At 72.1% G+C, this 21,844-nt stretch carries 21 protein-coding genes, 2 tRNA genes and 1 pseudogene; 10 read left to right on the top strand and 14 right to left on the bottom strand.

Going from position 1 to position 21,844, the window contains the following annotated elements:
- Window positions 1–112 precede the first annotated feature (112 nt).
- From tig to QUE40_RS05175, 3 genes are all read right to left on the bottom strand, one after another.
- A complete protein-coding gene (gene tig, locus QUE40_RS05185; protein ID WP_289232499.1) occupies window positions 113–1,528 on the bottom strand; it encodes a trigger factor in 1,416 nt (471 codons plus the stop codon).
- Window positions 1,529–1,631: 103 nt separating this feature from the next.
- Window positions 1,632–1,705 (bottom strand) — tRNA-Pro (locus QUE40_RS05180).
- 42 nt (window positions 1,706–1,747) lie between these two features.
- A tRNA-Gly gene (locus QUE40_RS05175) sits at window positions 1,748–1,821 on the bottom strand.
- A 185-nt stretch (window positions 1,822–2,006) separates the two neighbouring features.
- On the opposite strand from QUE40_RS05175, the gene QUE40_RS05170 reads away from it, so the two are divergent.
- Window positions 2,007–2,234, top strand: a complete 228-nt coding sequence (locus QUE40_RS05170; RefSeq protein ID WP_142004688.1) for an antitoxin — start codon at window positions 2,007–2,009, stop codon at window positions 2,232–2,234.
- 117 nt (window positions 2,235–2,351) lie between these two features.
- On the opposite strand, the gene QUE40_RS05165 is transcribed toward QUE40_RS05170, so the two are convergent.
- The 3 genes from QUE40_RS05165 to QUE40_RS05155 all read right to left on the bottom strand — a co-directional run bounded on the left by QUE40_RS05165 (window position 2,352) and on the right by QUE40_RS05155 (window position 4,691).
- Entirely contained in the window at window positions 2,352–3,461 is a 1,110-nt protein-coding gene (locus QUE40_RS05165; protein WP_289232498.1) for a PP2C family protein-serine/threonine phosphatase, read from the bottom strand.
- A 145-nt stretch (window positions 3,462–3,606) separates the two neighbouring features.
- Window positions 3,607–4,074: a ribose-5-phosphate isomerase gene (locus tag QUE40_RS05160; protein ID WP_142004686.1), complete on the bottom strand. Its 468-nt coding sequence runs from the start codon at window positions 4,072–4,074 to the stop codon at window positions 3,607–3,609.
- A gap of 11 nt (window positions 4,075–4,085) precedes the next feature.
- The gene (locus tag QUE40_RS05155) at window positions 4,086–4,691 is read right to left on the bottom strand and encodes a mycothiol-dependent nitroreductase Rv2466c family protein (RefSeq protein ID WP_142007409.1); all 606 of its coding nucleotides are present in this window, start codon (window positions 4,689–4,691) and stop codon (window positions 4,086–4,088) included.
- 119 nt (window positions 4,692–4,810) lie between these two features.
- On the opposite strand from QUE40_RS05155, the gene pepN reads away from it, so the two are divergent.
- Window positions 4,811–7,393 carry an aminopeptidase N gene (pepN, locus tag QUE40_RS05150; protein ID WP_289232497.1) on the top strand — a complete coding sequence of 861 codons (2,583 nt, stop codon included), beginning with the start codon at window positions 4,811–4,813 and terminating at the stop codon, window positions 7,391–7,393.
- 97 nt (window positions 7,394–7,490) lie between these two features.
- Here the strand turns inward: pepN and malQ are convergent, their stop codons facing one another.
- Both malQ and QUE40_RS19820 read right to left on the bottom strand, forming a co-directional pair.
- The gene (gene malQ / locus QUE40_RS05145) at window positions 7,491–9,233 is read right to left on the bottom strand and encodes a 4-alpha-glucanotransferase (RefSeq protein ID WP_350227130.1); all 1,743 of its coding nucleotides are present in this window, start codon (window positions 9,231–9,233) and stop codon (window positions 7,491–7,493) included.
- The gene (locus QUE40_RS19820; RefSeq protein ID WP_289232496.1) at window positions 9,140–9,613 is read right to left on the bottom strand and encodes a hypothetical protein; all 474 of its coding nucleotides are present in this window, start codon (window positions 9,611–9,613) and stop codon (window positions 9,140–9,142) included. The genes malQ and QUE40_RS19820 overlap by 94 nt, the downstream gene beginning before the upstream one ends.
- A gap of 88 nt (window positions 9,614–9,701) precedes the next feature.
- Between QUE40_RS19820 and QUE40_RS05135 the strand changes: the two genes are divergently transcribed.
- The 3 genes and pseudogenes from QUE40_RS05135 to QUE40_RS05125 all read left to right on the top strand — a co-directional run bounded on the left by QUE40_RS05135 (window position 9,702) and on the right by QUE40_RS05125 (window position 12,843).
- Window positions 9,702–10,640 (top strand): mechanosensitive ion channel family protein, encoded by a 939-nt coding sequence (locus QUE40_RS05135; RefSeq protein WP_289232495.1) that lies wholly within the window; start codon window positions 9,702–9,704, stop codon window positions 10,638–10,640.
- A 31-nt stretch (window positions 10,641–10,671) separates the two neighbouring features.
- On the top strand, window positions 10,672–11,061 hold the full coding sequence (locus QUE40_RS05130) for a globin (RefSeq protein ID WP_142004682.1): 390 nt from the start codon (window positions 10,672–10,674) through the stop codon (window positions 11,059–11,061).
- Window positions 11,062–11,251: 190 nt separating this feature from the next.
- Window positions 11,252–12,843, top strand: a pseudogene (locus QUE40_RS05125) (glycoside hydrolase family 13 protein).
- A 114-nt stretch (window positions 12,844–12,957) separates the two neighbouring features.
- Here the strand turns inward: QUE40_RS05125 and QUE40_RS05120 are convergent.
- Genes QUE40_RS05120 through QUE40_RS05110 form a run of 3 tightly spaced genes read right to left on the bottom strand, consistent with a single transcriptional unit; the run spans window position 12,958 to window position 14,326 of the window.
- Complete coding sequence (locus QUE40_RS05120) at window positions 12,958–13,602, bottom strand: DUF8185 domain-containing protein (protein ID WP_289232494.1); 645 nt, start codon at window positions 13,600–13,602, stop codon at window positions 12,958–12,960.
- On the bottom strand, window positions 13,599–13,934 hold the full coding sequence (locus QUE40_RS05115) for an acyl-CoA thioesterase (protein WP_289232493.1): 336 nt from the start codon (window positions 13,932–13,934) through the stop codon (window positions 13,599–13,601). Before QUE40_RS05115 ends, QUE40_RS05120 begins: the two co-directional genes overlap by 4 nt.
- Complete coding sequence (locus QUE40_RS05110) at window positions 13,889–14,326, bottom strand: acyl-CoA thioesterase (RefSeq protein ID WP_289232492.1); 438 nt, start codon at window positions 14,324–14,326, stop codon at window positions 13,889–13,891. Before QUE40_RS05110 ends, QUE40_RS05115 begins: the two co-directional genes overlap by 46 nt.
- A 6-nt stretch (window positions 14,327–14,332) precedes the next feature.
- Here QUE40_RS05110 and QUE40_RS05105 point away from each other — a divergent pair, with 6 nt between their 5' ends.
- Both QUE40_RS05105 and QUE40_RS05100 read left to right on the top strand, forming a co-directional pair.
- Window positions 14,333–15,106 (top strand): acyl-CoA thioesterase, encoded by a 774-nt coding sequence (locus QUE40_RS05105; RefSeq protein ID WP_350227076.1) that lies wholly within the window; start codon window positions 14,333–14,335, stop codon window positions 15,104–15,106.
- On the top strand, window positions 15,103–15,882 hold the full coding sequence (locus QUE40_RS05100; protein WP_289232491.1) for a class I SAM-dependent methyltransferase: 780 nt from the start codon (window positions 15,103–15,105) through the stop codon (window positions 15,880–15,882). The genes QUE40_RS05105 and QUE40_RS05100 overlap by 4 nt, the downstream gene beginning before the upstream one ends.
- On the opposite strand, the gene QUE40_RS05095 is transcribed toward QUE40_RS05100, so the two are convergent.
- From QUE40_RS05095 to QUE40_RS05085, 3 genes are all read right to left on the bottom strand, one after another.
- A complete protein-coding gene (locus tag QUE40_RS05095) occupies window positions 15,839–16,990 on the bottom strand; it encodes a DUF6020 family protein (protein WP_289232490.1) in 1,152 nt (383 codons plus the stop codon). The two genes, QUE40_RS05100 and QUE40_RS05095, sit on opposite strands and share 44 nt — an antisense overlap.
- Window positions 16,918–17,601: a hypothetical protein gene (locus QUE40_RS05090; protein ID WP_289232489.1), complete on the bottom strand. Its 684-nt coding sequence runs from the start codon at window positions 17,599–17,601 to the stop codon at window positions 16,918–16,920. The genes QUE40_RS05095 and QUE40_RS05090 overlap by 73 nt, the downstream gene beginning before the upstream one ends.
- 177 nt (window positions 17,602–17,778) lie before the next feature.
- A complete protein-coding gene (locus QUE40_RS05085) occupies window positions 17,779–18,717 on the bottom strand; it encodes a glycosyltransferase family 2 protein (protein WP_142004677.1) in 939 nt (312 codons plus the stop codon).
- 86 nt (window positions 18,718–18,803) lie between these two features.
- Between QUE40_RS05085 and QUE40_RS05080 the strand changes: the two genes are divergently transcribed.
- The 3 genes from QUE40_RS05080 (at window position 18,804) to QUE40_RS05070 (ending at window position 21,837) form a co-directional block, all read left to right on the top strand.
- Entirely contained in the window at window positions 18,804–19,415 is a 612-nt protein-coding gene (locus QUE40_RS05080) for a GNAT family N-acetyltransferase (RefSeq protein WP_289232488.1), read from the top strand.
- Between the two features lie 143 nt (window positions 19,416–19,558).
- Entirely contained in the window at window positions 19,559–20,539 is a 981-nt protein-coding gene (locus QUE40_RS05075) for a glycosyltransferase family 2 protein (RefSeq protein ID WP_289232487.1), read from the top strand.
- Between the two features lie 26 nt (window positions 20,540–20,565).
- On the top strand, window positions 20,566–21,837 hold the full coding sequence (locus tag QUE40_RS05070) for a glycosyltransferase family 2 protein (protein ID WP_289232486.1): 1,272 nt from the start codon (window positions 20,566–20,568) through the stop codon (window positions 21,835–21,837).
- The last annotated feature ends 7 nt before the right edge of the window (window positions 21,838–21,844 follow it).

The raw sequence follows: 21,844 nt of genomic DNA, 5'->3' as shown, positions 1-21,844 counted from the left end.
CCGGGCGGTGTTCGCCCACGGCGCAATCGCGCGGTCGACCGGAGGGCGTCGGCACGTGCGAAGGCCCCGGTACGCCGTGCGCACCGGGGCCTTTCGTCTCGCCTGCCCGGGGTCAGGCCTTGGTCGTCTCCGCGTCGGTCGCGTCGTCGTCACCGGCGGTCGCGTCGGCGTCGGTCGCCTCGGCGGTCGCGGCGTCGTCGTCGGCCGGCTGAGCCTCGTCGTCGGCCACGTCGTCGTCGGCCACGTCGTCGTCGGCCTCGTCCTCGACGTCGAGCTCGCCGAGGTCGACGGTCTGGCCGTTGGTGTCGGTCACGGCGACCTGCTCCAGCACGGTCGACAGCGCCTTGCGCCGCGCGACCTCACCCATGACGGCGGGCACCTGGCCCTGGCTGTCGAGGGCCTGGGCGAACTGGTTCGGGTCCATGCCGTACTGCTGGGCGCTCATGATCAGGTACTCGATGAGCTCCTCCTGCGACACCTGGACCTCGTCGCGCTTGACGATCTCGTCGAGCAGGAACTGGGTCTTCAGCGCACGCCGGGTGCTCTCGTCGACCTCGCCGCGGTGCTCGTCGTCGTCCATGCGGTTCTCGCCCTCGAGGTGGGAGTCGACCTCGGCCTTGACGATCGACTCGGGCACGCCGATCTCGACGGTGTCGAGCAGCTGGTCGAGCACCTTGTCGCGAGCCTGGATGCCCTGCTCGAACTTCTTGCGCTGCTCGACCTGCTCGCGCACCTCGGTCTTGAGCTCGTCGATGGTGTCGTGCTCGGAGGCCAGCTGGGCGAAGTCGTCGTCGAGCTCGGGCAGCTGACGCTCCTTGACGGAGACGACCGTGACGACGCAGTCGGCGTCCTGGCCCTCGAAGTCGCCACCGGCCAGCGGAGCGGTGAACTCCTTGCTCTCGCCGGCCGACAGGCCCTCGATGGCCTCGTCCATGCCGGGGAGCATGTTGCCGCTGCCGACCTCGTAGGACACGCCGTTGACCGAGTCGACCTCCTGGTCGCCGACCTTGGCGGTCAGGTCGATGGAGACGAAGTCGCCCTGGGCGGCCGGACGCTCGACGCCGACGAGGGTGCCGAAACGCTCGCGCAGGGTCGTCAGGCCCTCCTCGACGTCGTCGTCGGAGACCTCGAGCGGGTCGACCTCGACGGAGATCGCGGAGAAGTCGGGCAGGGTGATCTCGGGGCGGGTGTCGACCTCGACGGTGAACTTCAGCTCCGAGCTCTCGTCGGTCGGCACCTCGGTGATCTCCACCTCGGGCTGGCCGAGCGGCTGCAGGTCGTGCTCGTCGACGGCCTTGCCGAAGAACTCCGGCAGCGCCTCGTTGATGGCCTCCTGCAGCACGGCCTCGCGGCCGACGCGCTGGTCGATGATCCGCGCCGGGACCTTGCCCTTGCGGAAGCCCGGGATCTGGATCTGCTGGCCGATCGCGGCGTAGGCCTCGTCGAGGCTCGGCTTGAGCTCGTCGTAGGGGACCTCGACGCTCAGCTTGACGCGGGTCGGGTTGAGGTTCTCGACGGCACTCTTCACTGCCTGCACTCCAGATTGCTTGGGATCGATGCTTCGGATCGCGGGGATCTTGCGGCTTGCGCGCGCGTCAGTCCGGGCGCAGCACGAGCGCCCATGCTAACGGTCGGGGTAGCCGGATTCGAACCGGCGGCCTTCCGCTCCCAAAGCGGACGCGCTACCAAGCTGCGCCATACCCCGTCGTGTCCCCCTCGAGTCACGGTCGCAGGGGTGGCCGAGACCTGGAGCGGGTGACGAGAATCGAACTCGCGTAGCCAGTTTGGAAGACTGGGGCTCTACCATTGAGCTACACCCGCGTGCACCCGTTCGTGCCGGCCGAGCCCGTCGGCGGCCGATCCGCAGTGCGGCGGCAATCGTACCCGCTGCGCCGGAGCAGTCCGACTCCACCCTTGTCCCGGCGGTAGACGCGTGCGTAGGTTGGGCGACGCCGGCCGGGACCGGCCGGCTGCAATGTGTGTCCCCAACAACAGGAGTGATCTCCATGGGTCTGATGGACAACGCCAAGGACGCCCTCGGCAACAACCCGGACAAGGTGTCCCAGGGTGTCGAGAAGGGCGGCGACTTCATCGACGAGAAGACCGGCGGCCAGTACGCCGACAAGGTCGACCAGGGTCAGGACTTCGCCAACGAGCGCCTCGGCGGTGACGCACAGCAGGACGCCGGCCAGCAGCAGGACGGGCAGCAGCAGGACGGCGGCCAGCAGCAGTAAGCACTGCCGCTGACATCACGAAGGGCCGGGGCGCATGCCCCGGCCCTTTCCCGTCCCGCCGTACGCCCTCGCCGGCTCCCGCAGGGACCGGCACCTCGCCGGCCCTCCCTCGCACTCTCACTCGCGGCGCAGCAGCACCGTGGTGCGGTCGTCGTCCTCGCCGGCGCAGGCGAAGTCGCAGATCTGCGCCGCCTCCCCCGCGCCCGGCTCGCAGGCGACGACCCGGTCGGCCGCGCCGAGCATCCGGTCCATCCCCTGTCCCAGGTCCAGCTCGGGGCTCTCGATCATGCCGTCGGAGTAGAGCAGCAGCGCATCACCGCGCTCGAGCCGGCCGCTGACCCGCTCGTAGCTCACCAGCCCGGAGTCGAGCACGCCGAGCATCACGCCGCGGGCGTCGCTGCGCTCCTGCCAGCGCCCGGCGCCGGCGTGGTGGTGCATCGCGGCCGGGTGGCCGGCGCTGGCGAGCGAGTAGTCGCCGGTGCCCAGGTCGAGCGCGAGGTGCACGGCCGTGGCATAGCCGTCGGGCCAGCTCTGCCGGACGAGGTAGCGGTTGGCGGCGGCGAGCAGACCCTCGGGCGGGGTCGAGCCGAGCAGCCCGGAGAAGGCGCCGCTGAGCATGAGCGAGCGGGTGCCGGTCTGCAGGCCCTTGCCGGCCACGTCGACCAGCAGCACCTCGAGCAGGTCGTCCTCGGAGCGGTGGGTGAGCAGGAAGTCGCCCGACAGCGCCTCGCCGTGCGCCGCCCGGACGCTGCTGTCGAGGTGCCAGCCGGCGGGCAGGTCGTCGCCGACCTGCGCCTGGCGCTCGAGCTGGGCGCGCAGGTCGGTCAGGATGCTGACGCCGACCTCCTGCGGGATACCCGCACGCATCCGCCGGCGCTCGACGGCGAGCATCAGCAGCATGACGACGGCGATGGCCGCGAGCGTCACCGGCGGCGCCGGCGCGTTGAGCGAGGTGACGAGCATCCCGGCCGCGACGGCGGCGAAGACGACGTACATCCGCGCGGCGTGCAGGAACAGCCCCGCCGCCACGACGAGCGGCACGACCGGCGCGAGGGTCAGGCTGACCGGGCGCAGCACGAACGCGAGCGTCATCAGCGCGGTGAGCGCGAGCAGGAGCGTGGTGAGCCAACGCTCGCGGCGCAGGCCCGCCTGGAACGGCTCGGGCAGGCTCGACGTCGCAACCGCGTGGCGGGTGCGACGGGCCCGGGCCGTCAGATCGATGCTCACGCGGGCAACGTAGCGACGCGAGGGCGTCGATCCGTCAGGTCTTTACCAACCCTTTAAGCATGCTTTCCCGACCCTATGCATTCGAGGCGGGTATAAGGGCCCACGCTCCACCCGCACGGGCGTACGGGCGGAGCGAGCCGGTCAGTCAGGACAGCGGCGGCAGGGTGCCGTCGGCCTCGTACGCCCGCACCATGTCGATGCGGCGCTGGTGCCGAGCCTCCCCGGTGAACGGCGTGCCGAGGAAGGTCGCGACCATCTCCTCGGCCAGCTCGGGGGCGGTGAAGCGGCCGCCGATGGAGAGCACCTGGGCGTCGTTGTGCTCCCGCGACAGCCGGGCCAGCTCGACCGTGGAGCACAGCGCGGCGCGGATGCCCTCGACCTTGTTGGCGGCCATCTGCTCACCGTTGCCCGACCCACCCAGCACGATGCCGAGCGACCCCGGGTCGTCGCGCACCGCCTCGGCGGCGCGCAGGACGTAGACCGGGTAGTCGTCCTGCGGGTCGAGCTCGGTCGGCCCGTGGTCGATGACCTCGTGGCCCTGCTCGGCGAGCCAGGTCACCAGGTGCTGCTGCAGCTCGAAGGCGGCGTGGTCGCCACCGACGTGAACGCGCATCGGCCCGCCCCTCAGCTGAAGTCGGGCTCGGCGTCGCGGCTGCGCTTGAGCTCGTAGAAGCCGGGCGTCCCGGCGACGAGCAGGCAACCGTCCCAGAGCCGTCCCGCGGCCTCGCCCTTGGGTGCCGGGGTGACCACGGGGCCGAAGAAGGCGACGCCCTCCACGGCGACCACGGGGGTGCCGACGTCGTCGCCCACCAGGTCGATGGCGCGCTGGTGGCTGGCCCGGAGCGCCTTGTCGACGTCGTCGCCCGGGACGTTCTCCCAGACCTCGATGAGCTCGGCCGGGAGCCCGACCTCGGCCAGCGACTCCTCGACGACGGCCTTCATGTCGGCGTCGTCACCGCCGCGGCCACCGGGGTGGCGGCGGGTGCCGATCGCGGTGTAGAGGTCGCCCAGCACCTCCGGGCCGTGGTCCTGGGCGGCCTTGACGAGCACCCGGACCGGGCCCCAGCCGCGGTCCATGAGCGCGCGGTACTTCTCGTCGAGGTCACGTCCCTCGTTGAGCACCGAGAGGCTCATGACCGTCCAGGTGATGTCGAGGTCGCGCACCTTCGCGGCCTCGATCAGCCAGCGGGAGGTCATCCAGGCCCACGGGCACAGCGGGTCGAAGAACATCTCGGCCGACGTGCGGCCGCTGCTGGTGGAGCTCGGTGAAGTCGTCACCCGCTCATCCTGCCACCCGGCCCTGTGCCACGATGAGGCCGCTTCCACCCCTGACGCGCGAAGGAGCCGTCGTGCCCGGACAGAACCTCACCCGCGACGAGGCCCAGGCCAGGTCCCAGCTGATCGAGGTGGAGTCCTACTCCGTCTCGCTCGACCTGACCACCGGCCCGGAGACCTTCCGCACCCGCAGCGAGGTCAGGTTCACCGCGACCGAGCCCGGCGCCGAGACCTTCATCGACTTCATCGGCGACAGCGTCGAGGAGATCGTGCTCAACGGCACCTCGCTGGACCCGGCCGAGCACTTCGCCGACAGCCGCGTCCGGCTCCCGGGCCTGGCCGCCGAGAACACGCTGGTCGTGACCGGCACCGGCCGCTACATGAACACCGGCGAGGGCCTGCACCGGATGGTCGACCCAACCGACCAGGAGGTCTACCTCTACACCCAGTTCGAGGTGGCCGACTGCCGGCGCATGTTCCCCGTCTTCGAGCAGCCCGACCTCAAGGCCACGTTCGCCTTCACCGTCACCGCCCCGGCCGCGTGGACGATGCTGAGCAACCAGCCGACGCCCGAGCCGACCCCGGCCGAGGGGTCCTGGACCAACGAGCGCGGCGAGTCCGAGCCGGTCGCGACGTGGGCGTTCGAGCCGACCCCGCGGATCAGCTGCTACATCACCGCGCTGGTGGCGGGGCCGTACGACGTCGTGCGCGACGAGGTCAGCACGCGGGCCGGCGTGGTGCCGCTCGGGCTGTTCTGCCGCCGCTCGCTGCGGGAGTTCCTGGACCCGGAGAACATCTTCGAGGTGACCAAGCAGGGCTTCGCGTTCTTCGAGGAGCACTTCGACGCGCCCTACCCGTTCGCGAAGTACGACCAGATCTTCACCCCGGAGTACAACGCCGGCGCGATGGAGAACGCCGGCTGCGTGACCTTCTCCGAGGTGTACGTCTTCCGCGCCAAGGTGCCCGAGGCGGTCGTCGAGCGTCGGGCGGGCACGATCCTGCACGAGCTCGCGCACATGTGGTTCGGCAACCTCGTGACGATGCGCTGGTGGGACGACCTGTGGCTCAACGAGTCGTTCGCCGAGTGGGCCGCGATCACCAGCCAGGCCGAGGCGACCCGCTGGGAGACCGGCTGGACCACCTTCGCGATGGGCGAGAAGGCGTGGGCCTACAACCAGGACCAGCTCTCGTCCACGCACCCCATCGCCGCCGACATGGTCGACCTGGAGTCGGTCGAGGAGAACTTCGACGGGATCACCTACGCCAAGGGCGCGTCCGTGCTCAAGCAGCTCGTGGCGTACGTCGGGCGCGAGCCGTTCGAGGCCGGGCTGCGCGCGTACTTCGCCAAGCACGCGTGGGGCAACACCCGCCTGGCCGACCTGCTGACCGAGCTGGAGGCCACCAGCGGCCGCGACCTGAGCACCTGGTCGCAGCGGTGGCTGGAGACCGCCGGCGTCAACACGCTGCGCCCGCTGATCGAGACCGACGCCGACGGCGTCATCACCTCGCTCGCCGTCGAGCAGACCGCTCCTGCGGACTACCCGACGCTGCGGCCGCACCGCCTCGCGATCGGCCTGTACGACCTCGACGGCGGCCGGCTCGTCCGGCGCGAGCGGGTCGAGGCCGACGTGGACGGCGAGCGCACCGAGGTGCCCGCGCTGGTCGGGATGCGCCGCGGCGACCTGGTGCTGGTCAACGACGACGACCTGGCCTACGCCAAGGTGCGCCTGGACGGTGAGTCGCTCGCGACGGCGCTGGCCAACCCGCGCGGCTTCGTCGACCCGCTCCCCCGCGCGATCCTCGTCGGCGCCGCGTGGGACATGACGCGCGACGCCGAGCTGCCGGCGCGCGACTTCGTCGACCTGGCGCTGGCGACGCTGCCCGGCGAGACCGACTCCAACCTGGTGCGCACGCTGCTGCAGCACGCCACGCTGGCCGCCTCACGATTCGTCGCGCCGCAGCACCGCGACACCACGCGCGGGCGGTTCGCCTCGGGCCTGCTCGACCTGGCCCGGTCCGCCGAGCCGGGCAGCGACGCCCAGCTGCAGCTGGTGCAGGCGTTCGCCGGGCAGGCCGGCAGCGACGAGCACGCCGCGGTCGTGCGCGGCTGGCTCTCCGGGGAGGACCCGCTGCCGGGGCTCGCGGTCGACACCGAGATGCGCTGGACCCTGCTGACCTCGCTGGCCGCGGCCGGTGTCGCGCAGGCCGCCGACATCGACGCCGAGCTGCAGCGCGACCGCACCTCGACCGGCGCCGAGCGGGCGGCACGCGCGCTCGCGGCCCGGCCCACCGCCGAGGCGAAGGACGAGGCGTGGCAGCGGGCGCTGGACCCGACCACGCCCAACCAGACGCGGCGGGCGACCGCCCACGGGTTCCAGGTCGCGCACGACCGTTCGCTGCTGCAGCCCTACGTCGCGCGCTACCACGAGGCGCTCACGCCGGTGTGGCGCGAGCTCACCAGCTCGACCGCCGGCGACGTCACGGTGCTGATGTATCCGGGTTCGCTCGCCGACCAGCAGCTGGCCGACGCATCGCAGACCTGGCTCGACAGCGACCCGGCGGTCCCGGCCGGGGCGCGGCGCCTGGTCGCGGAGAACCGCGACGGCGTGCTGCGCGCGGTGCGGGCGCAGGCCTGCGACGCCCAGCGCGACGCCTGAGCCGGCCTCGGCAGTCCCCGGCTGACCCAGCCATCGGCCCCGTCCGCGACGTCTGCGGGCGGGGCCGAGGGCGTACGGCGGGGGCGGGGCGTGCGCGCTAGCGGCGGCTGCCGACGGCGCGGATCAACCGCTTGGCGCGACGGCTGACCATGACGTCCTCGAGCATCAGCGGCTCGCGGTCGGCGTTGGCCAGCGGCAGCCGCCAGTTGGGGTACTCCTCGTCGGTGCCGGGCTGGTTGATCGTGCGCACGTCGCCGACCAGGTCGGGCACGGCGACGCCGAGCAGCCGGGCAGGGCTGAACGTGAGGTAGCGGTAGAGGGCGTTGACCTGCTCCTCGACCGTCGCCTGCTCGCCGATGAGGCCGCGCGAGCGCAGGTCGCTCAGCACCGCCTCGCGCTGGCGCTCGTCCTCGGCCATCGTCTCCTCGAGGCTGTCGGGCAGCAGCCCCAGCTCGTCGCGCACCGTGATGTGCTCGCCCTGCAGGTATCCGGCGGTGGGCGGCAGGTCGTGCGTGGTCACCGACGCCAGGCACAGCTCGCGATAGGTCTCCGGGGCGCGCGGGGCCGAGCCGTCCTTGCGCTCGAACCACAGGATCGAGGTGCCGAGCAGACCCCGCTCGGTGAGGTAGTCGCGCACCCAGTCCTCGACCGTGCCGAGGTCCTCGCCGATGACGATCGCGCCGGCGCGGTGCGCCTCGAGCGCGAGGATCCCGACGAGCGCCTCGTGGTCGTAGCGGACGTACGTGCCCTCGGTCGCCGACTTCCCGAGCGGGATCCACCACAGCCGGAACAGCCCGATGATGTGGTCGACGCGCAGTCCGCCCGACAGCTGCAGCAGGGTGCGCAGCATGTCGCGATAGGGGGCGTACGCCTGCTCGGCCAGGCGGTCGGGTCGCCACGGCGGCTGGCTCCAGTTCTGACCGGCCGCGTTGTAGTCGTCCGGCGGCGCCCCGACGCGCACCCCGCCGGCGAGCACGTCGGCGAGCGCCCAGGCGTCGGACCCTCCCGGGTGCACGCCCACGGCCAGGTCGTGGACGACGCCGACGGACATCCCGGCCGCGGTCAGCTCGCGCTGGGCGTCGGCGAACTGGCGCTGCACGATCCACTGCAGCCAGCTGTGGAACTCGACCTCGTCGGCGAGGCGCTGCCGCTCCGCGGCGGTCTCGGGGCTGCGCGGGTCCTGCAGCGCCTCGGGCCAGTCGGACCACGGCAGCCCGCGGTCGACGACGATCGCGCACCAGGTGGCGTAGTCGACCAGGCCCTGCCCCGCCCGCTCGCAGAACTCCTCGAAGTCGCGGTGCCGACGCTGGGTGCGCCGCTGCCGGAAGACGATGCGCAGCGCGGCCTGCTTGGCCTCCCAGCTGCTGTCGCGGTCGAGGTCGGCCAGGCCGTTGAGGCGGCGGGCGTCGTCGCCGTGCCACTCGATCATCTGGTGCTCGGCCGAGGACAGGTACCCCATCTCGGGCACCTCCTCGACGCGGATGTACATCGGGTTGAGGAAGCGCCGGGTCGTCGGCAGGTAGGGCGAGGGCTCCATCGTCGGGACCGGTTCGGCGGCGTGCATCGGGTTGACCAGCACGAAGTCGGCGCCCTGCCGCGCGCCCCACGACCCCAGCTCGGCGAGGTCGGCCGCGTCGCCGATGCCCCAGGACTGCTCGGAGCGCACGGAGTACAGCTGGGTCATCAGGCCCCACGCCGGGGAGGAGCGCACCGCCTCGGGCAGCGCGACCCGCTCGGGGGTCACGATCACCGGGCAGCGGGCGAAGCCGCCGCTGGTCTCGCGGGTGACGACCAGCTCGTGGTAGCCGAGCGGCAGGTCGCCGGGCAGCTCGACGGTGATCTCGGCCAGCCGGGCGCCGTCGACGTCGCGCGGCTGGACCGGGTTGTCGGGGAAGGTGACCCCCGCTCGGTGCCGTCCTCGAGCCGCACCACGGCGCTGATCTCGGCGCCGTCGGGCACGTGCACGGCGACCCACGGGGTCCAGCCCTCGCGCAGCACGACGACCGGGGGCAGCGTGCGCCGCCACGCCTCGTCGCGCTTGCGGGCCATCGCCTGCGCGACCTGCTCGTCGCCCTCGGCGGGCACGTCGAGCGCGGCGAGGACGCTGCGCAGCGTGTCGTCGCTGACCTTGACGTGGTTGCCCTTCCAGTCCCAGTACTCCGTGGCGATGTCATGCGCGTGCGCCAGGTCCTGGAGGGTCGAGCTGGGGGCAGAAGGCACCGGCAAGTCCTGCTTTCGGGCACGGGTGAGGCGAGGTCGCCCCTACTGTCTCACTGCCCAGCACCCGGCGCACGAGAGGATGTGGGCCATGTCTTTCGCCCTGACGCTCGCCGCGCTCCCCCAGGCGGTCGGCGACCTGACCTGGGACCAGGTCGGGACGTGGTTCGCCGGCGCCCCGCTCACCATCGTGCTCGTCCTCGCCCTGACCATGGTCGCCCGCTGGCTCGTCCACCGCGCGATCGACAAGGCGGTGAGCGCGATGGAGCAGCGCACCGGCGAGGGCGGCCGGGCGACCCGGATGCTGCGCGAGGCCACCGGGCTCGACGAGGAGCGACGCCGGCAGCGGGCGGCGACGATGGGATCGGTGCTGAAGTCGGCGACGACGATCGTGCTCAGCACCATCGCGGTGCTCACGGTGCTGGCCACCCTCGGGGTGCCGCTCGGGCCGCTCATGGCCTCCGCCGGCGTCGGCGGCGTCGCCCTCGGCTTCGGCGCGCAGAGCCTGGTCAAGGACTTCCTGTCCGGCGTGTTCATGATCCTGGAGGACCAGTACGGCGTCGGTGACGTCATCGACACCGGCGAGGCGATCGGGACCGTCGAGGAGGTCACGCTGCGGGTGACGCGCCTGCGCGACGCCAACGGGGTGATCTGGTACATCCGCAACGGCGAGATCATCCGCATCGGCAACCGTTCGCAGGGCTGGTCGACCGCGCTGGTCGACATCCCCGTCGCCTACGACCAGCCCGTGGAGAAGGTGCTGGCGGTCCTGCGCACGGTGACCGCGCACATCCGTGACGAATCCCCTTGGGACGAAAGGCTTCTCGAGGAGCCCGAGGTCGCCGGTGTCGAGTCGGTGAGCGGCGGCGTGATGACGATGCGGATCATCGCCAAGTGCGCACCCAACGAGAACTTCTCGGTCTCGCGCGAGCTGCGCGAGCGCAGCAAGGTCGCGCTCGACGCGGCCGGCATCCGCGGACCGGCCCTCACGCCGTACGGCCCGCCCCCGGTCGGCGGCACGGGTGCCTGAGGGCGCGGGCGCGCCTGAGAGGATCGAGGGTGTGAGCAACACCTTCTACGACGAGGTCGGCGGGCACGAGACGTTCGTGCAGCTGGTGCGCGAGTTCTACCGCGGGGTCGCGAGCGACCCGCCGCTGCGCGCGCTCTACCCCGAGGAGGACCTCGGGCCGGCCGAGGTCCGGCTGCGGATGTTCCTCGAGCAGTACTGGGGCGGCCCGAAGACCTACTCCGAGCAGCGCGGTCACCCGCGGCTGCGGATGCGGCACGTGCCGTTCGCCGTCACGCCCGACATGCGCGACCGGTGGCTGCTGCACATGATGAACGCGGTCGACACGCTCGACCTGGACGAGGCGCACGACGCGGCGCTGCGCGACTACCTGACGCGCGCGGCGTACATGCTCGTCAACCGGCACGAAGAGCCCACGGGCTGAAACGTTTTCGTCCCGGGCCCGGTCTGCCCCAGACTGGTTGCCCGTGACGCAGAACCCCACCACCCCGACCTCGACCGCACCGGCCGCACAGCTGGTCCACGACGGGAGCCGCCACGCCGACGCGTGGTGGCGCAGCGCCGTGATCTACCAGATCTATCCGCGCTCGTTCGCCGACCACGACGGCGACGGCATGGGCGACCTGGTCGGCATCACCTCACGCCTGCCCTACCTGCGTGACCTCGGCGTCGACGCGGTGTGGCTCTCCCCTTCTACGCCTCGCCCCAGGCCGACGCGGGGTACGACGTCTCCGACTACCGGGCGGTCGACCCGCTGTTCGGCCGGCTCGAGGACGCCAAGGCCATGGTGGCCCGCGCGCACGAGCTGGGCCTGCGAGTGATCGTCGACCTGGTGCCCAACCACACCTCCGACGAGCACGAGTGGTTCCGCGCGGCGCTCGCCGCCGCGCCGGGGTCGCCGGAGCGCGAGCGCTACATGTTCCGCGACGGGAAGGGCCCGGACGGCTCCGAGCCGCCGAACAACTGGGAGAGCGTCTTCGGCGGTCGCGCCTGGACCCGGGTCACCGAGCCCGACGGCTCCCCCGGCCAGTGGTACCTCCACCTGTTCGACCCCAAGCAGCCCGACCTCAACTGGGAGCTGCCGGCGGTGCGCGAGGAGTTCGAGTCGATCCTGCGCTTCTGGCTCGACCTCGGCGTCGACGGCTTCCGGGTCGACGTCGCGCACGGCCTCATCAAGGAGGCGGGCCTGCCCGACTGGGACGCCGAGCTGCACCTGCTGGGTGCCGGCCTCAAGGGCGAGAGCACCGACCGCCGTCCCCCGATGTGGGACCAGGACGGCGTGCACGAGGTGTACGAGTCCTGGCGCCGGATCCTCAACTCCTACAACGAGACCGGTGACTCCGCGGGCGACCGCATCATGTGCGCGGAGGCGTGGGTGACCCCGGTCGAGCGGGCCGCGCGGTACGTCCGCGAGACCGAGTTCCACCAGGCGTTCAACTTCGACTTCCTCGAGACCCACTGGCACGCCGACAAGCTGCGCGAGGTCATCCGGGCGTCCTACGCCGCCAACGACTCGGTGGGCGCCCCGACGACGTGGGTGCTGTCCAACCACGACGTCGTGCGGCACGCCTCCCGGCTCGGGCTGCCGATCGACCAGCCGCGACCGAACGGCATCGGTGCCGAGGACCCCCAGCCCGACGCCGAGCTGGGTCTGCGCCGAGCCCGCGCGGCGACGACGCTCATGCTCGCGCTGCCGGGCGGGGCGTACATCTATCAGGGCGAGGAGCTCGGGCTCCCCGACCACACGACGATGCCCGACGAGGTGCGCCAGGACCCGACCTGGGAGCGCAGCGGGCACACCGAGAAGGGGCGGGACGGCTGCCGCGTGCCGATGCCGTGGGAGGCCGACCGGCCGGGCCTGGGCTTCGGCCCGGGCGAGCAGACCTGGCTGCCGCAGCCGGAGAGCTACCGGGCGCTGGCCGCCGACCGGCAGGCCGGGGTGCCCGGGTCGACGCTGGAGCTGTACCGGCGGATGCTGCAAGTGCGCCGCGAGCTCGGCATGGGTCAGGGGTCGCTGCTGCTGGAGGAGTCGACCGGCGACGTCGTGCGCATGGTCAACGACGCCCGCGAGGCCCGGGTGCAGGTCGTCGCCAACCTCGGCACCGACCCGGTCGACCTGCCCAACGGCGCTCAGGTGCTGGTCGCCTCGGGCGACCTCGACGGCACCCGGGTCCCGTCCGACACGGCGGTGTGGTTCACGGCCTGACCCACCCCGCCCCTTCCCCGCATGAAACCGGGTTACGTGCGTTTGACCTTGATCGATCAGGGTCAAACGCACGTAACCCGGTTTCATGCCCGGGAGGGAGGGGCAGGAGAAGGCTCAGCGGACGAGGACGTGGCCGACGGGGGTGCTCAGTCGGAACCAGCGGCCGGCGGCGAACACCCGGGCGGTGTCGCCGACCAGGAAGCCGAGGGCGTGGGCGCCGAGCGCGACACCTGCCGGGAGCCCGTCGGGGCCGCCGCCGGTGGGCAGCGCCCTGCCCCACACCCGCGCGCGCAGCTGGTCGACCGCGGCGCTGCCGGCCCCGTCGGGTACGCCCTGGGCGACCTCGGCGATGCCGTCACGGGCGGCCTGGGCCAGCACGGTCGCGCTCACCTCGCCGAGCGGCTGCCACCCCGAGCGCGGCGGCGACACCGCCGCCCACCCGGCGCGCACGGTGGTCGGCGGCACCGGCAGCCGCGTGCCGCCCGCGAGTCCGCGTGCGAGACGGTCGGAGACACCTGCGAGCGGCACGATCTCGTCGACCTCGGCGTCGGCGGCCAGCGGGAGCACCCGCAGCCCGAGCACCGTGCCCTCCCCGGTCAGGCCCCTCCCCCGCAGCACGCCCACCCACACCGCGAGCGTGCGCGCGGAGGCCTGCAGGCGTACGGCGCCGTCGGGGTCGAGCACCCGCGCGCGCCCGACGTACGTCGTCAGGTCGGCGACCGTCTCGGCGTCACCCAGGTGCAGCTCGGGTGCGTTCACAGGTGGCCGACGGGTCGACGCTTCAGCTCGACGGGGTCACCGCTGACCCGCTCGAGGTAGGCCTTGTCCTCGGCCGAGATGCGTTGCGGCCGTTGGGTTTCCATGTCGAACACGACCTGGGTGCTCTCGGCGGCGGCAAAGACGGGCGAGTCGTCGTCGCGGGAGTCGCGCACCTCGTAGGAGATGTCGAACGAGGCGCCGCTGATCTTCGACACCCAGATCGCGACGACGACCGGTTCGGGGCGGTAGTGCAGCTGCGCGACGTAGTCGATCTCCTGGCGCGCGATCAGCAGGGCCGGGCGGTGCGACTCCCCTCGCTGTCGCGGAACCACTCGCGCAGGGCGGCGACGCGCGCCTCCTCGAGCAGGCGGACGATCTGCACGTTGTTCACGTGGCGCAGGGCGTCCATGTCGGACCAGCGGAGCGGGACGTCGACGTAGTACGGGCGGTTCGGCATACCGCTCATCATGGCAAGGGCCACATGCCGGGAGGCCGCGGTGCTCGGGACGCGAACAGCCAGGTGCCGCACTAGAGTCCACCGCGTGAGTCCTGACACCCCCTGCCCGAGGGCGATCCGGTCGCCGACCTGCTCGACGTCCTCGACCTGCAAGAGGCCGGACAGTCGACGATCACCGTCGAGTCCGCACCCGGCGAGGACAACCCGGTCGACCTCGGCAGCGACCACGTCGACATCTTCGTCGGCCGCAGCCAGCCGCAGCCGCACGGGCGCGTGTTCGGCGGTCAGGTGCTGGCGCAGTGCGTCGTGGCGGCCGGGCGGACGGTCGAGGGGCTCCAGGACGGCACCGGCAGCCGCCACGTGCACTCGCTGCACGGCTACTTCCTGCGGGCCGGCGACTCGATGCAGCCGATCCGGTTCGCGGTGGAGCGGATGCGCGACGGCCGCTCGTTCTCGGCCCGTCGGGTGCACGCGCTGCAGAACGGCAAGGTCATCATGTCGATGATCCTGTCCTTCCAGGAGGCGGCCGGGGGTCTCGACCACCAGGCCGCCATGCCCGCCGCGCCCGACCCCGAGCGGCTGCCGACGGTCGCCCAGGAGATCGGTGACATCGACCACCCCGTCGCGCGCCACTGGGCCTACCGCCGAGCGGTCGACGTGCGGCACGTCGAGAACTCGATCTACCTCGCGCCGGGCCAGCAGGCCGCGGCCAACCAGAACGTCTGGCTGAAGGTGCGCGACCAGATGCCCGACGACCCGCTGCTGCACGCGGCGGCCCTGGCGTACGCCTCCGACTACACCCTGCTCGAGGCGGTGCTGCGTCGGCACCGGATGGCGTGGTCCGACCCGCGGCTGCGCGCGGCGAGCCTGGATCACGCGATGTGGTTCCACCGCCCGGTGCGGGTCGACGACTGGGTGCTCTACCAGCAGGAGTCGCCGTCGGCCTCGGGCGGACGCGGTCTCGGCATCGGCAAGATGTTCGCCTCCGACGGCACGCTGGTCGCCACGGTCGCCCAGGAGGGCATGCTGCGCGTGAAGGACTCGTGACCGGGGCTCGCCAGGAGCTCCTGGCGCGCTGGCGAGCCGAGGAGAGTGAGCAGCCCGAGGGCTGGGACTTCTCCGCGCTCGACGGGCGGATGTGGGCCGACCCGCCACCGTGGGATCTGGACGCGATCTGGGGCGAGGCGCTGGGCGCAGCGCAGCACGTGCTCGACATGGGCACCGGCGGCGGCGAGCACCTGCTGCGTTTCCGCGCGCTGCTGCCGGCCGACGTCGTAGCCACCGAGGGGTGGCCGCCCAACGTGCCGGTCGCCCGAAAGGCGTTGGAACCGCACGGGATCCAGGTGACCGACTTCGGCGCGCCCGACCACGATCCCGACTCGGCGCCCATGCCCTTCCCCGAGGGCCGGTTCGACCTGGTGCTCAACCGGCACGAGGCGTACAGCCCGCGCGAGGTCGCGCGGGTGCTCGCCCCGGGCGGGGTGCTGCTCACCCAGCAGGTCGGAAGCGGCGAGCTGCCGGAGCTGCACGCGCTGCTGGGTGCCGAGCCCGAGGAGCCGACGGTGACGTACGACGGGTTCGTCGCCGACGCGAAGGCGGCGGGTCTGCGCGTGGTCGACGGCGAGGAGTTCACCGGCGCGTACCGGTTCGTCGACGTGGCCGCGCTCGTGGCCTACCTGCAGCGGGTGCCGTGGCAGGCGCCGGAGGACTTCTCGGTGGACGGTTACGCCGACGCGCTGCTGGAGCTGCACGAGCGCAGCGCGGGCGGCGAGATCGCGCTCACGCAGCGTCGGTTCTGGCTGCGGGCTCGGCGTCCGGCCTGACGCGCAGCGGCGTGCTGATCATCGCGACGGCCAGCGGGAGCGCCGCGAACAGCAGCAGCGAGTAGCGCAGCGACCCCGACACCGGGCTCGCGAGCAGGGTCAGGAAGAGCACGGCCGCGGGCACCATGACCGCCCAGCGGCGGCGCCGGCCGAGCAGCGCCACCCCGACGATGGAGGTCACCCACACCCAGACGGTCAGCCCCGGCGAGATCACCTGGCCGACCACCGGGAGGGTGCGGAACTGCGGGCCCATGAAGCCGGGGTTGGTGGTCATGCCGCGCCGGGTGTCCTCGGGGTTGGTGCTGAGCAGCGAGGCGTCGACGAGCTCCTTGCGCAGCCCGGGCGGCTGCGGTCCCCACGGGATCTCCAGGTGGATGTCGCGGATGTCGTTGCGCGACCAGGTGTAGAACACGTCGCGCAGCGGTGCGTCGGGGTACCAGTACCCGACGGTGGCGGCGATCGAGGCCTCGACGGCGGTCTCGGGGTACTGCCGGGCCAGCCGGGCCCATCCGGCGACGAACTCCCCGGTGGTGTGGTCGTCCCAGGAGAACAGCGCCGCCTCCTTGGGCGGGTCGGAGACCCCCTCGTCGTAGGCGTCGCCGAGCTCGGCCGGCGTCATGCCGTCGAAGTTGTCGGCGATCCACTGCCGGTCGGTGGCGTCCAGCTCGTCGCCGTGCGCCAGCGCGATGCGCGCGACCTGCTGGATCGGGGCGGAGAACATCTCGACCTGGCGCGACTCGCCGATGCCCAGCGCGGAGTAGACCGGGCCGGTGTAGGCGGCGTAGCCCACGAGGCACGCAGCGAGCACCGCCAGCAGCGGCTTGCGGAGCCCGCGCAGCGCGACGACCAGCACGACGAGCGTGAGCGCGACCACGTGGATGCCGTTGTTGCGCAACAGGATCGTGGCCACACCGGCGAGCGCCATGACCACCCACGGCCAGCGCTCGCCGCGGGTGGAGTCGTGCACGGTCACCTCGGCGACGGCGACGCAGAACACGAGCGCGGCGAGGGCGAACGGCACATCCTTGACCTGGATCACCGAGAACAGCCCGAAGACCGGCGACAGCGCCACCCAGGCGAGCGACCCCCAGAAGACGAACCGGTGCACCCCCAGCGGGCCATCCGCACGAGCATGAACGTGCAGGCCGCGGCCATCGCGACGATCTGCACGATCACGGCGATCGCGACCTTGCCGACGTCGCCGAGCGAGAGCGCGGAGCCGACCTGCTCGTACGCCCACACCAGCGCGGTGTGCCCGACGGGCTCGTACGACGTCCACGGGGCGGTGCCACGCACCTGGGCGTAGCTGCGGAAGGTGTCGAACGGCACGACGCCGGGGAACCACACGACCAGCGCCGGGACGCGCACGAGCACGAGCGCCGCGAACAGCAGCCACACCGGCCGGCGCGACGCGCCGGAGCGCAGCGCGGCCAGGAACGCGCCGGGCCGCCCCGCCCCGTTCACCACGGCGGCGTCGCGCTGGCGCAGGGTCCCCTCGAAGACGCCCGCGAGCACGGCGGCGAAGATCCAGGTCAGGCCGAGCAGGCGTACGGGCAGCAGGGCGGTCTGCACGCGGGTCAGGTCGGACAGGGGCTGCGGCTCGGCGCCGCCGATGAGGTCGCCGACGATCGCGAGCAGCGCGAACAGGCCGCCCAGCGCCAGGGCCGGCCGCCAGACGCGCGGCCGCACGACGCCGATCAGCCAGCGCCCGGCGACCACGAGGGCGACCGCGACGATCGCCGTGGTGATCGAGACGGTCCCGATCGTCTGGTCGTCCGGGCTCGTGCCCGGGGGCGCACGAAGACCGCCGCCGCGCCGAGCAGCCCGCCGACGACGGCGACCGCGGAGCGCCGCCGCGCTGCGGTGGTCACCGATCCCCCGGCTCGGCGACGCTGCTCACGCGGTCTCGCGGGCGACGGGGCTGTAGCGCAGGTAGGCGAGGCGGGCGGCCTCCTGGCGCGCGTGCAGCAGCCCGTTGAGGATCAGCCCGACGACCAGCGACAGCATCGCCAGGATCATCACCGAGGCGGCAAGGAACGCGGTCGGGAACCGCTCGACCACCCCGGTGCGGAAGAAGTCGACGACGACCGGCAGGCCGAGCACCAGGGCCACGAGGGTGAACAGGGCGCTCACGGTGCCGTACGCCAGCAGCGGCCGCTCGTGCTGCACCAGGCGCAGGATGAGGCGCAGGATCCGGAAGCCGTCGTGATAGGTGCGCAGCTTGCTCTCGCTGCCCTCCGGCCGGTCGCGGAAGCCGACCGGGACCTCCTTCTGCGGGATGCGCAGGTTGGCCGAGTGCACGGCCAGCTCGGTCTCGGTCTCGAACTCGCGCGACAGCGCCGGGAAGGACTTCACGAAGCGCCGGGAGAAGACGCGGTATCCGCTGAGCATGTCGGTGACCGGCTCGCCGAACAGCCCCGTCACCAGCCGGTTGAACGCCTTGTTGCCGAGCTCGTGACCGGGCCGGTAGGCGCTCTCGACGTCGGCGTCCTGGGTGCGCACCCCGAGGATGTGGTCGTACGGGCCGTCGAGCAGGGCCTTGATCAGCTCCGGGGCCGCGGCGGCGTCGTAGGTGTCGTCCCCGTCGATGATGAGGTAGACGTCGGCGTCGATGTCGGCGAAGGCGCGGCGCACGACGTTGCCCTTGCCCTTGCGCTCCTCGGCGCGCACGATCGCGCCGGCCTCGGCGGCCACCCGGGCGGTGTCGTCGGTGCTGTTGTTGTCGTAGACGTAGACCGTCATCTCGGGCACGGCGGCCCGCAGGTCTGCGACGACCTTGCCGACCGCCGCTTCCTCGTTGTAGCACGGCACGATGGCGGCAATGGTCGGCGGCACGCGGGGAGCATAACGGCCACCCCGCCAGGCGTCCGGTAGCCACCCCGCGGGTGCCCCGTTCCGCTGCTCGACGGCACACTGGCGCCATGAGCCTGGAGCTGCCGCTGCAGCCGGTCACCCTCACCGGAGACCTGGTCCGCCTCGAGCCGCTGTCGCTGGAGCACGTCGAGGGGCTGCGCGAGGCGAGCGCCGACGGCGACCTGGCCGACCGGTGGTACACCGGGGTCGCCCCGCCGGAGCAAATGGCCGAGCAGGTCGAGCAGCGCCTTGCCCGGCAGCGCGCGGGCACGATGCTGCCCTTCACCGCCGTACGCCCTCGCGACGGTCAGGTGCTCGGCGTCACCACGATCTACGACATCTCCCCGGACGTCCCGCGCGTGTCGATCGGCTACACCTGGAACCGGGAGTCCGCGCACGGCACCGGCACCAACCCCGAGTCGAAGCTGCTGCTGATGACCCACGCCTTCGAGCAGCTCGGCGTGCGGTGCGTCCGGTTCGAGACCAGCTGGTCCAACCAGCAGTCCCGGCAGGCCATCGAGCGCCTCGGCGCCCGGCTCGACGGGGTGCTGCGGGCCGACCGGCTGGAGAAGACCGGCGACCTGCGCGACACCTGCGTCTACTCGGTGCTGGCGCACGAGTGGCCCTCGGTGCGCAGCGGGCTGCAGCACCGGCTGCGCCGCCGCGGCGCCCGCGCCTGACCCGACCGGCTCAGGTCCGCCCCGGCCCCCGCAGATCGCCCGGGCCGGCGCGGCGCGCCGACTCCCGAGCGCTACCTCCCGTTGGGTACTGTCGAGCGGCCCCCTCCGGTCACCCGCCCCGTCGTCTGCGAGAAAGCAGTTCTGTGCCCGAGAACGCGTCGAACACCCCCGACCTGACCGTCGTCATCCCGATGTGCAACGCCGCCGACACGGTCGGCGGGCTGGCCCAGCAGATCCTGTCGCTGCCCAACCGCGAGGTGCAGATCGTCGCGATCGACGACGCCTCCACCGACGGCTCCCCCGACGCCCTGCGCGCGCTCGGCAGCGACGCGATCAGCGTCATCGAGCTCGAGAGCAACCACGGCGCGGGATACGCCCGCAACGTCGGCTTCGCGCAGGCGACCGGCCGATACACCCTCTTCTTCGACGCCGACGACGAGATCCACGTCGAGGCGCTGGAGTCGGCGATCTCCGAGCTGGACTCGACCGGCGCGGACCTGGCGATGATGCCGTACAGCTATCGCCGCGGGCACAGCACCGAGTACACCGGGATGAACTCCTTCGACGAGGTCGTCTGGCGCAGCTACATGTCGGGCATGAGCGACCGGGTGGCGCCGCTCACCGAGGTCCCGCGCCTGCTCGGCTTCTCCAACTACCCCTGGAACAAGGTGCTGCGCACCGACCGCTACCAGGACGCCGGGCTGCGGTTCGGCGAGGTGCACGTGCACAACGACATCCTCGGGCACTGGATGTCGCTGCTGCTGGCCCGCAAGCTCGTGCTGCTGGACGAGCAGATCTGCACCCACATCGTCGGCGAGGGCGGCGCCAACCTGTCCAACCGGATGGGCCGCGAGCGCCTCGCGCTGTTCGACGCGCTGGACGAGACGTACGACATGATCTCCGGCAACCCCGAGCTGCGGAACCGCTACTCCCACCACTACTGGGACTTCGCGCTGCGGGTGACCGACTGGGCCATCAGCCGCATCTCCCCCGAGGTCGTCGACGAGGCTCGATACCGCCTGCAGGCGCACCTGCTGCGGATGAGCATCGTGGAGTTCATGCGCATCCGGGAGCGACGCGACCCCAGCCTCGCCAACCGGATCACCTCCCGCGCCCTGGCCTGACGAGAACGAACTCAGAACGAGGAACCATGCCCCAGCTCAGCATCATCGTCACGGCGTACAACATCGAGAGCTACATCGAGCAGTGCCTCGACAGCGTCGCCGCCCAGACGATCACCGACTTCGAGGCGCTGGTCGTCGACGACGGCTCGTCCGACAGCACCCCCGAGAAGATCCAGGCGTACGCCGACCGCGACAGCCGATTCATCCCCGTCCTGCTCGGGGAGAACAGCCCCGGCGGCGTGGCCACCGCGGCCAACGCCGGCCTCGAGCGCGCCCGCGGCGAGTGGGTCGGCTTCGTCGACGGCGACGACTGGGCCGAGCCCGACATGTTCGAGAAGCTGCTGCGCGCAGCGGCCGACACCGGTGCCGACCTGTCGATGTGCAAGTACTCCGAGGTCGACGACGCCACCGGTCAGCCGAAGGAGCCGGCCGACGCCCGCCGCTGGGACTCGGTGAGCCCCGGCCTGCACCGGCTCGACCCCGAGGGCACCAAGACGTTCCTGCGCTTCATCGCCGTGCCGTGGCGCAAGCTCTACCGCCGTTCTCTGCTGGAGGACAACGGGATTCGCTTCCCGGTGGGCGACTACTTCTACGAGGACAACCCGTTCCACTGGTTCTCGCTGGTGAGCGCCGGGTCGATCGCGATCGTCCCCGAGGTGCTGTGCTACCACCGCGTCGCGCGCGCCGGTCAGACGATGGCGACCGCCGACGAGCGGCTGTTCAAGATCTTCGCCCACCACGACACGATCCACGCCTGGCTGGAGAGCCGCGGGCTGCTGGAGACCTACCAGACGACGCTGCTGTCGTGGGTCATCTCGCAGCTGGAGTGGATCTCCCGGCGCACCCCGCAGAACCTGCGCAAGACGCTGTACGAGACCGTGCAGCCGATCTTCGCCCAGTACACCTTGCCGCTGATCATCCAGGCGCTCAACGAGGGCAACAAGGGCGAGTACGCCCGCCGCCTGTCCACCGCGATCGCCAAGCAGAACTACGCGCGCTACGAGCTGGTCATCGGCGGCCGCCCGGCGACCAACAACCCGGCGCTGGTCGCGGTGCACCACCTGCGCTACTCCGGCGTGCGCAAGACCGCCGAGCTCACCCGCAACTACGCCCGCAACCGGATGCGCGACAGCACCCGGCTGTCGCAGCTGCGGCCGCTCAGCTGGCGCTCGACCGAGAGCAACGCGGACCTGATGTTCGGCCTCGCGATCCTGCAGCAGCAGCTGGACCAGATCGACCAGCGCCTCGCGCGCATCGAGGCGGCGCAGCAGCGATCCGGGCGCGACGAGCGCGACTGAGCCGCGT

This window comes from Barrientosiimonas endolithica, assembly GCF_030296655.1.
Lineage (GTDB): Bacteria > Actinomycetota > Actinomycetes > Actinomycetales > Dermatophilaceae > Barrientosiimonas > Barrientosiimonas humi.
Note: the sequence above shows the minus strand (reverse complement) of the source record. Positions and strands in the feature narration are given on the sequence as shown.

Excerpts from the sequence above, each read along its gene's own strand:
- QUE40_RS05170 (WP_142004688.1), top strand. The coding sequence starts at position 2,007 with ATGGGTCTGATGGACAACGCCAAGGACGCCCTCGGCAACAACCCGGAC.
- QUE40_RS05160 (WP_142004686.1), bottom strand. The coding sequence starts at position 4,074 with ATGCGCGTTCACGTCGGTGGCGACCACGCCGCCTTCGAGCTGCAGCAG.
- QUE40_RS05155 (WP_142007409.1), bottom strand. The coding sequence starts at position 4,691 with ATGTTCTTCGACCCGCTGTGCCCGTGGGCCTGGATGACCTCCCGCTGG.
- QUE40_RS05135 (WP_289232495.1), top strand. The coding sequence starts at position 9,702 with ATGTCTTTCGCCCTGACGCTCGCCGCGCTCCCCCAGGCGGTCGGCGAC.
- QUE40_RS05080 (WP_289232488.1), top strand. The coding sequence starts at position 18,804 with ATGAGCCTGGAGCTGCCGCTGCAGCCGGTCACCCTCACCGGAGACCTG.
- QUE40_RS05070 (WP_289232486.1), top strand. The coding sequence starts at position 20,566 with ATGCCCCAGCTCAGCATCATCGTCACGGCGTACAACATCGAGAGCTAC.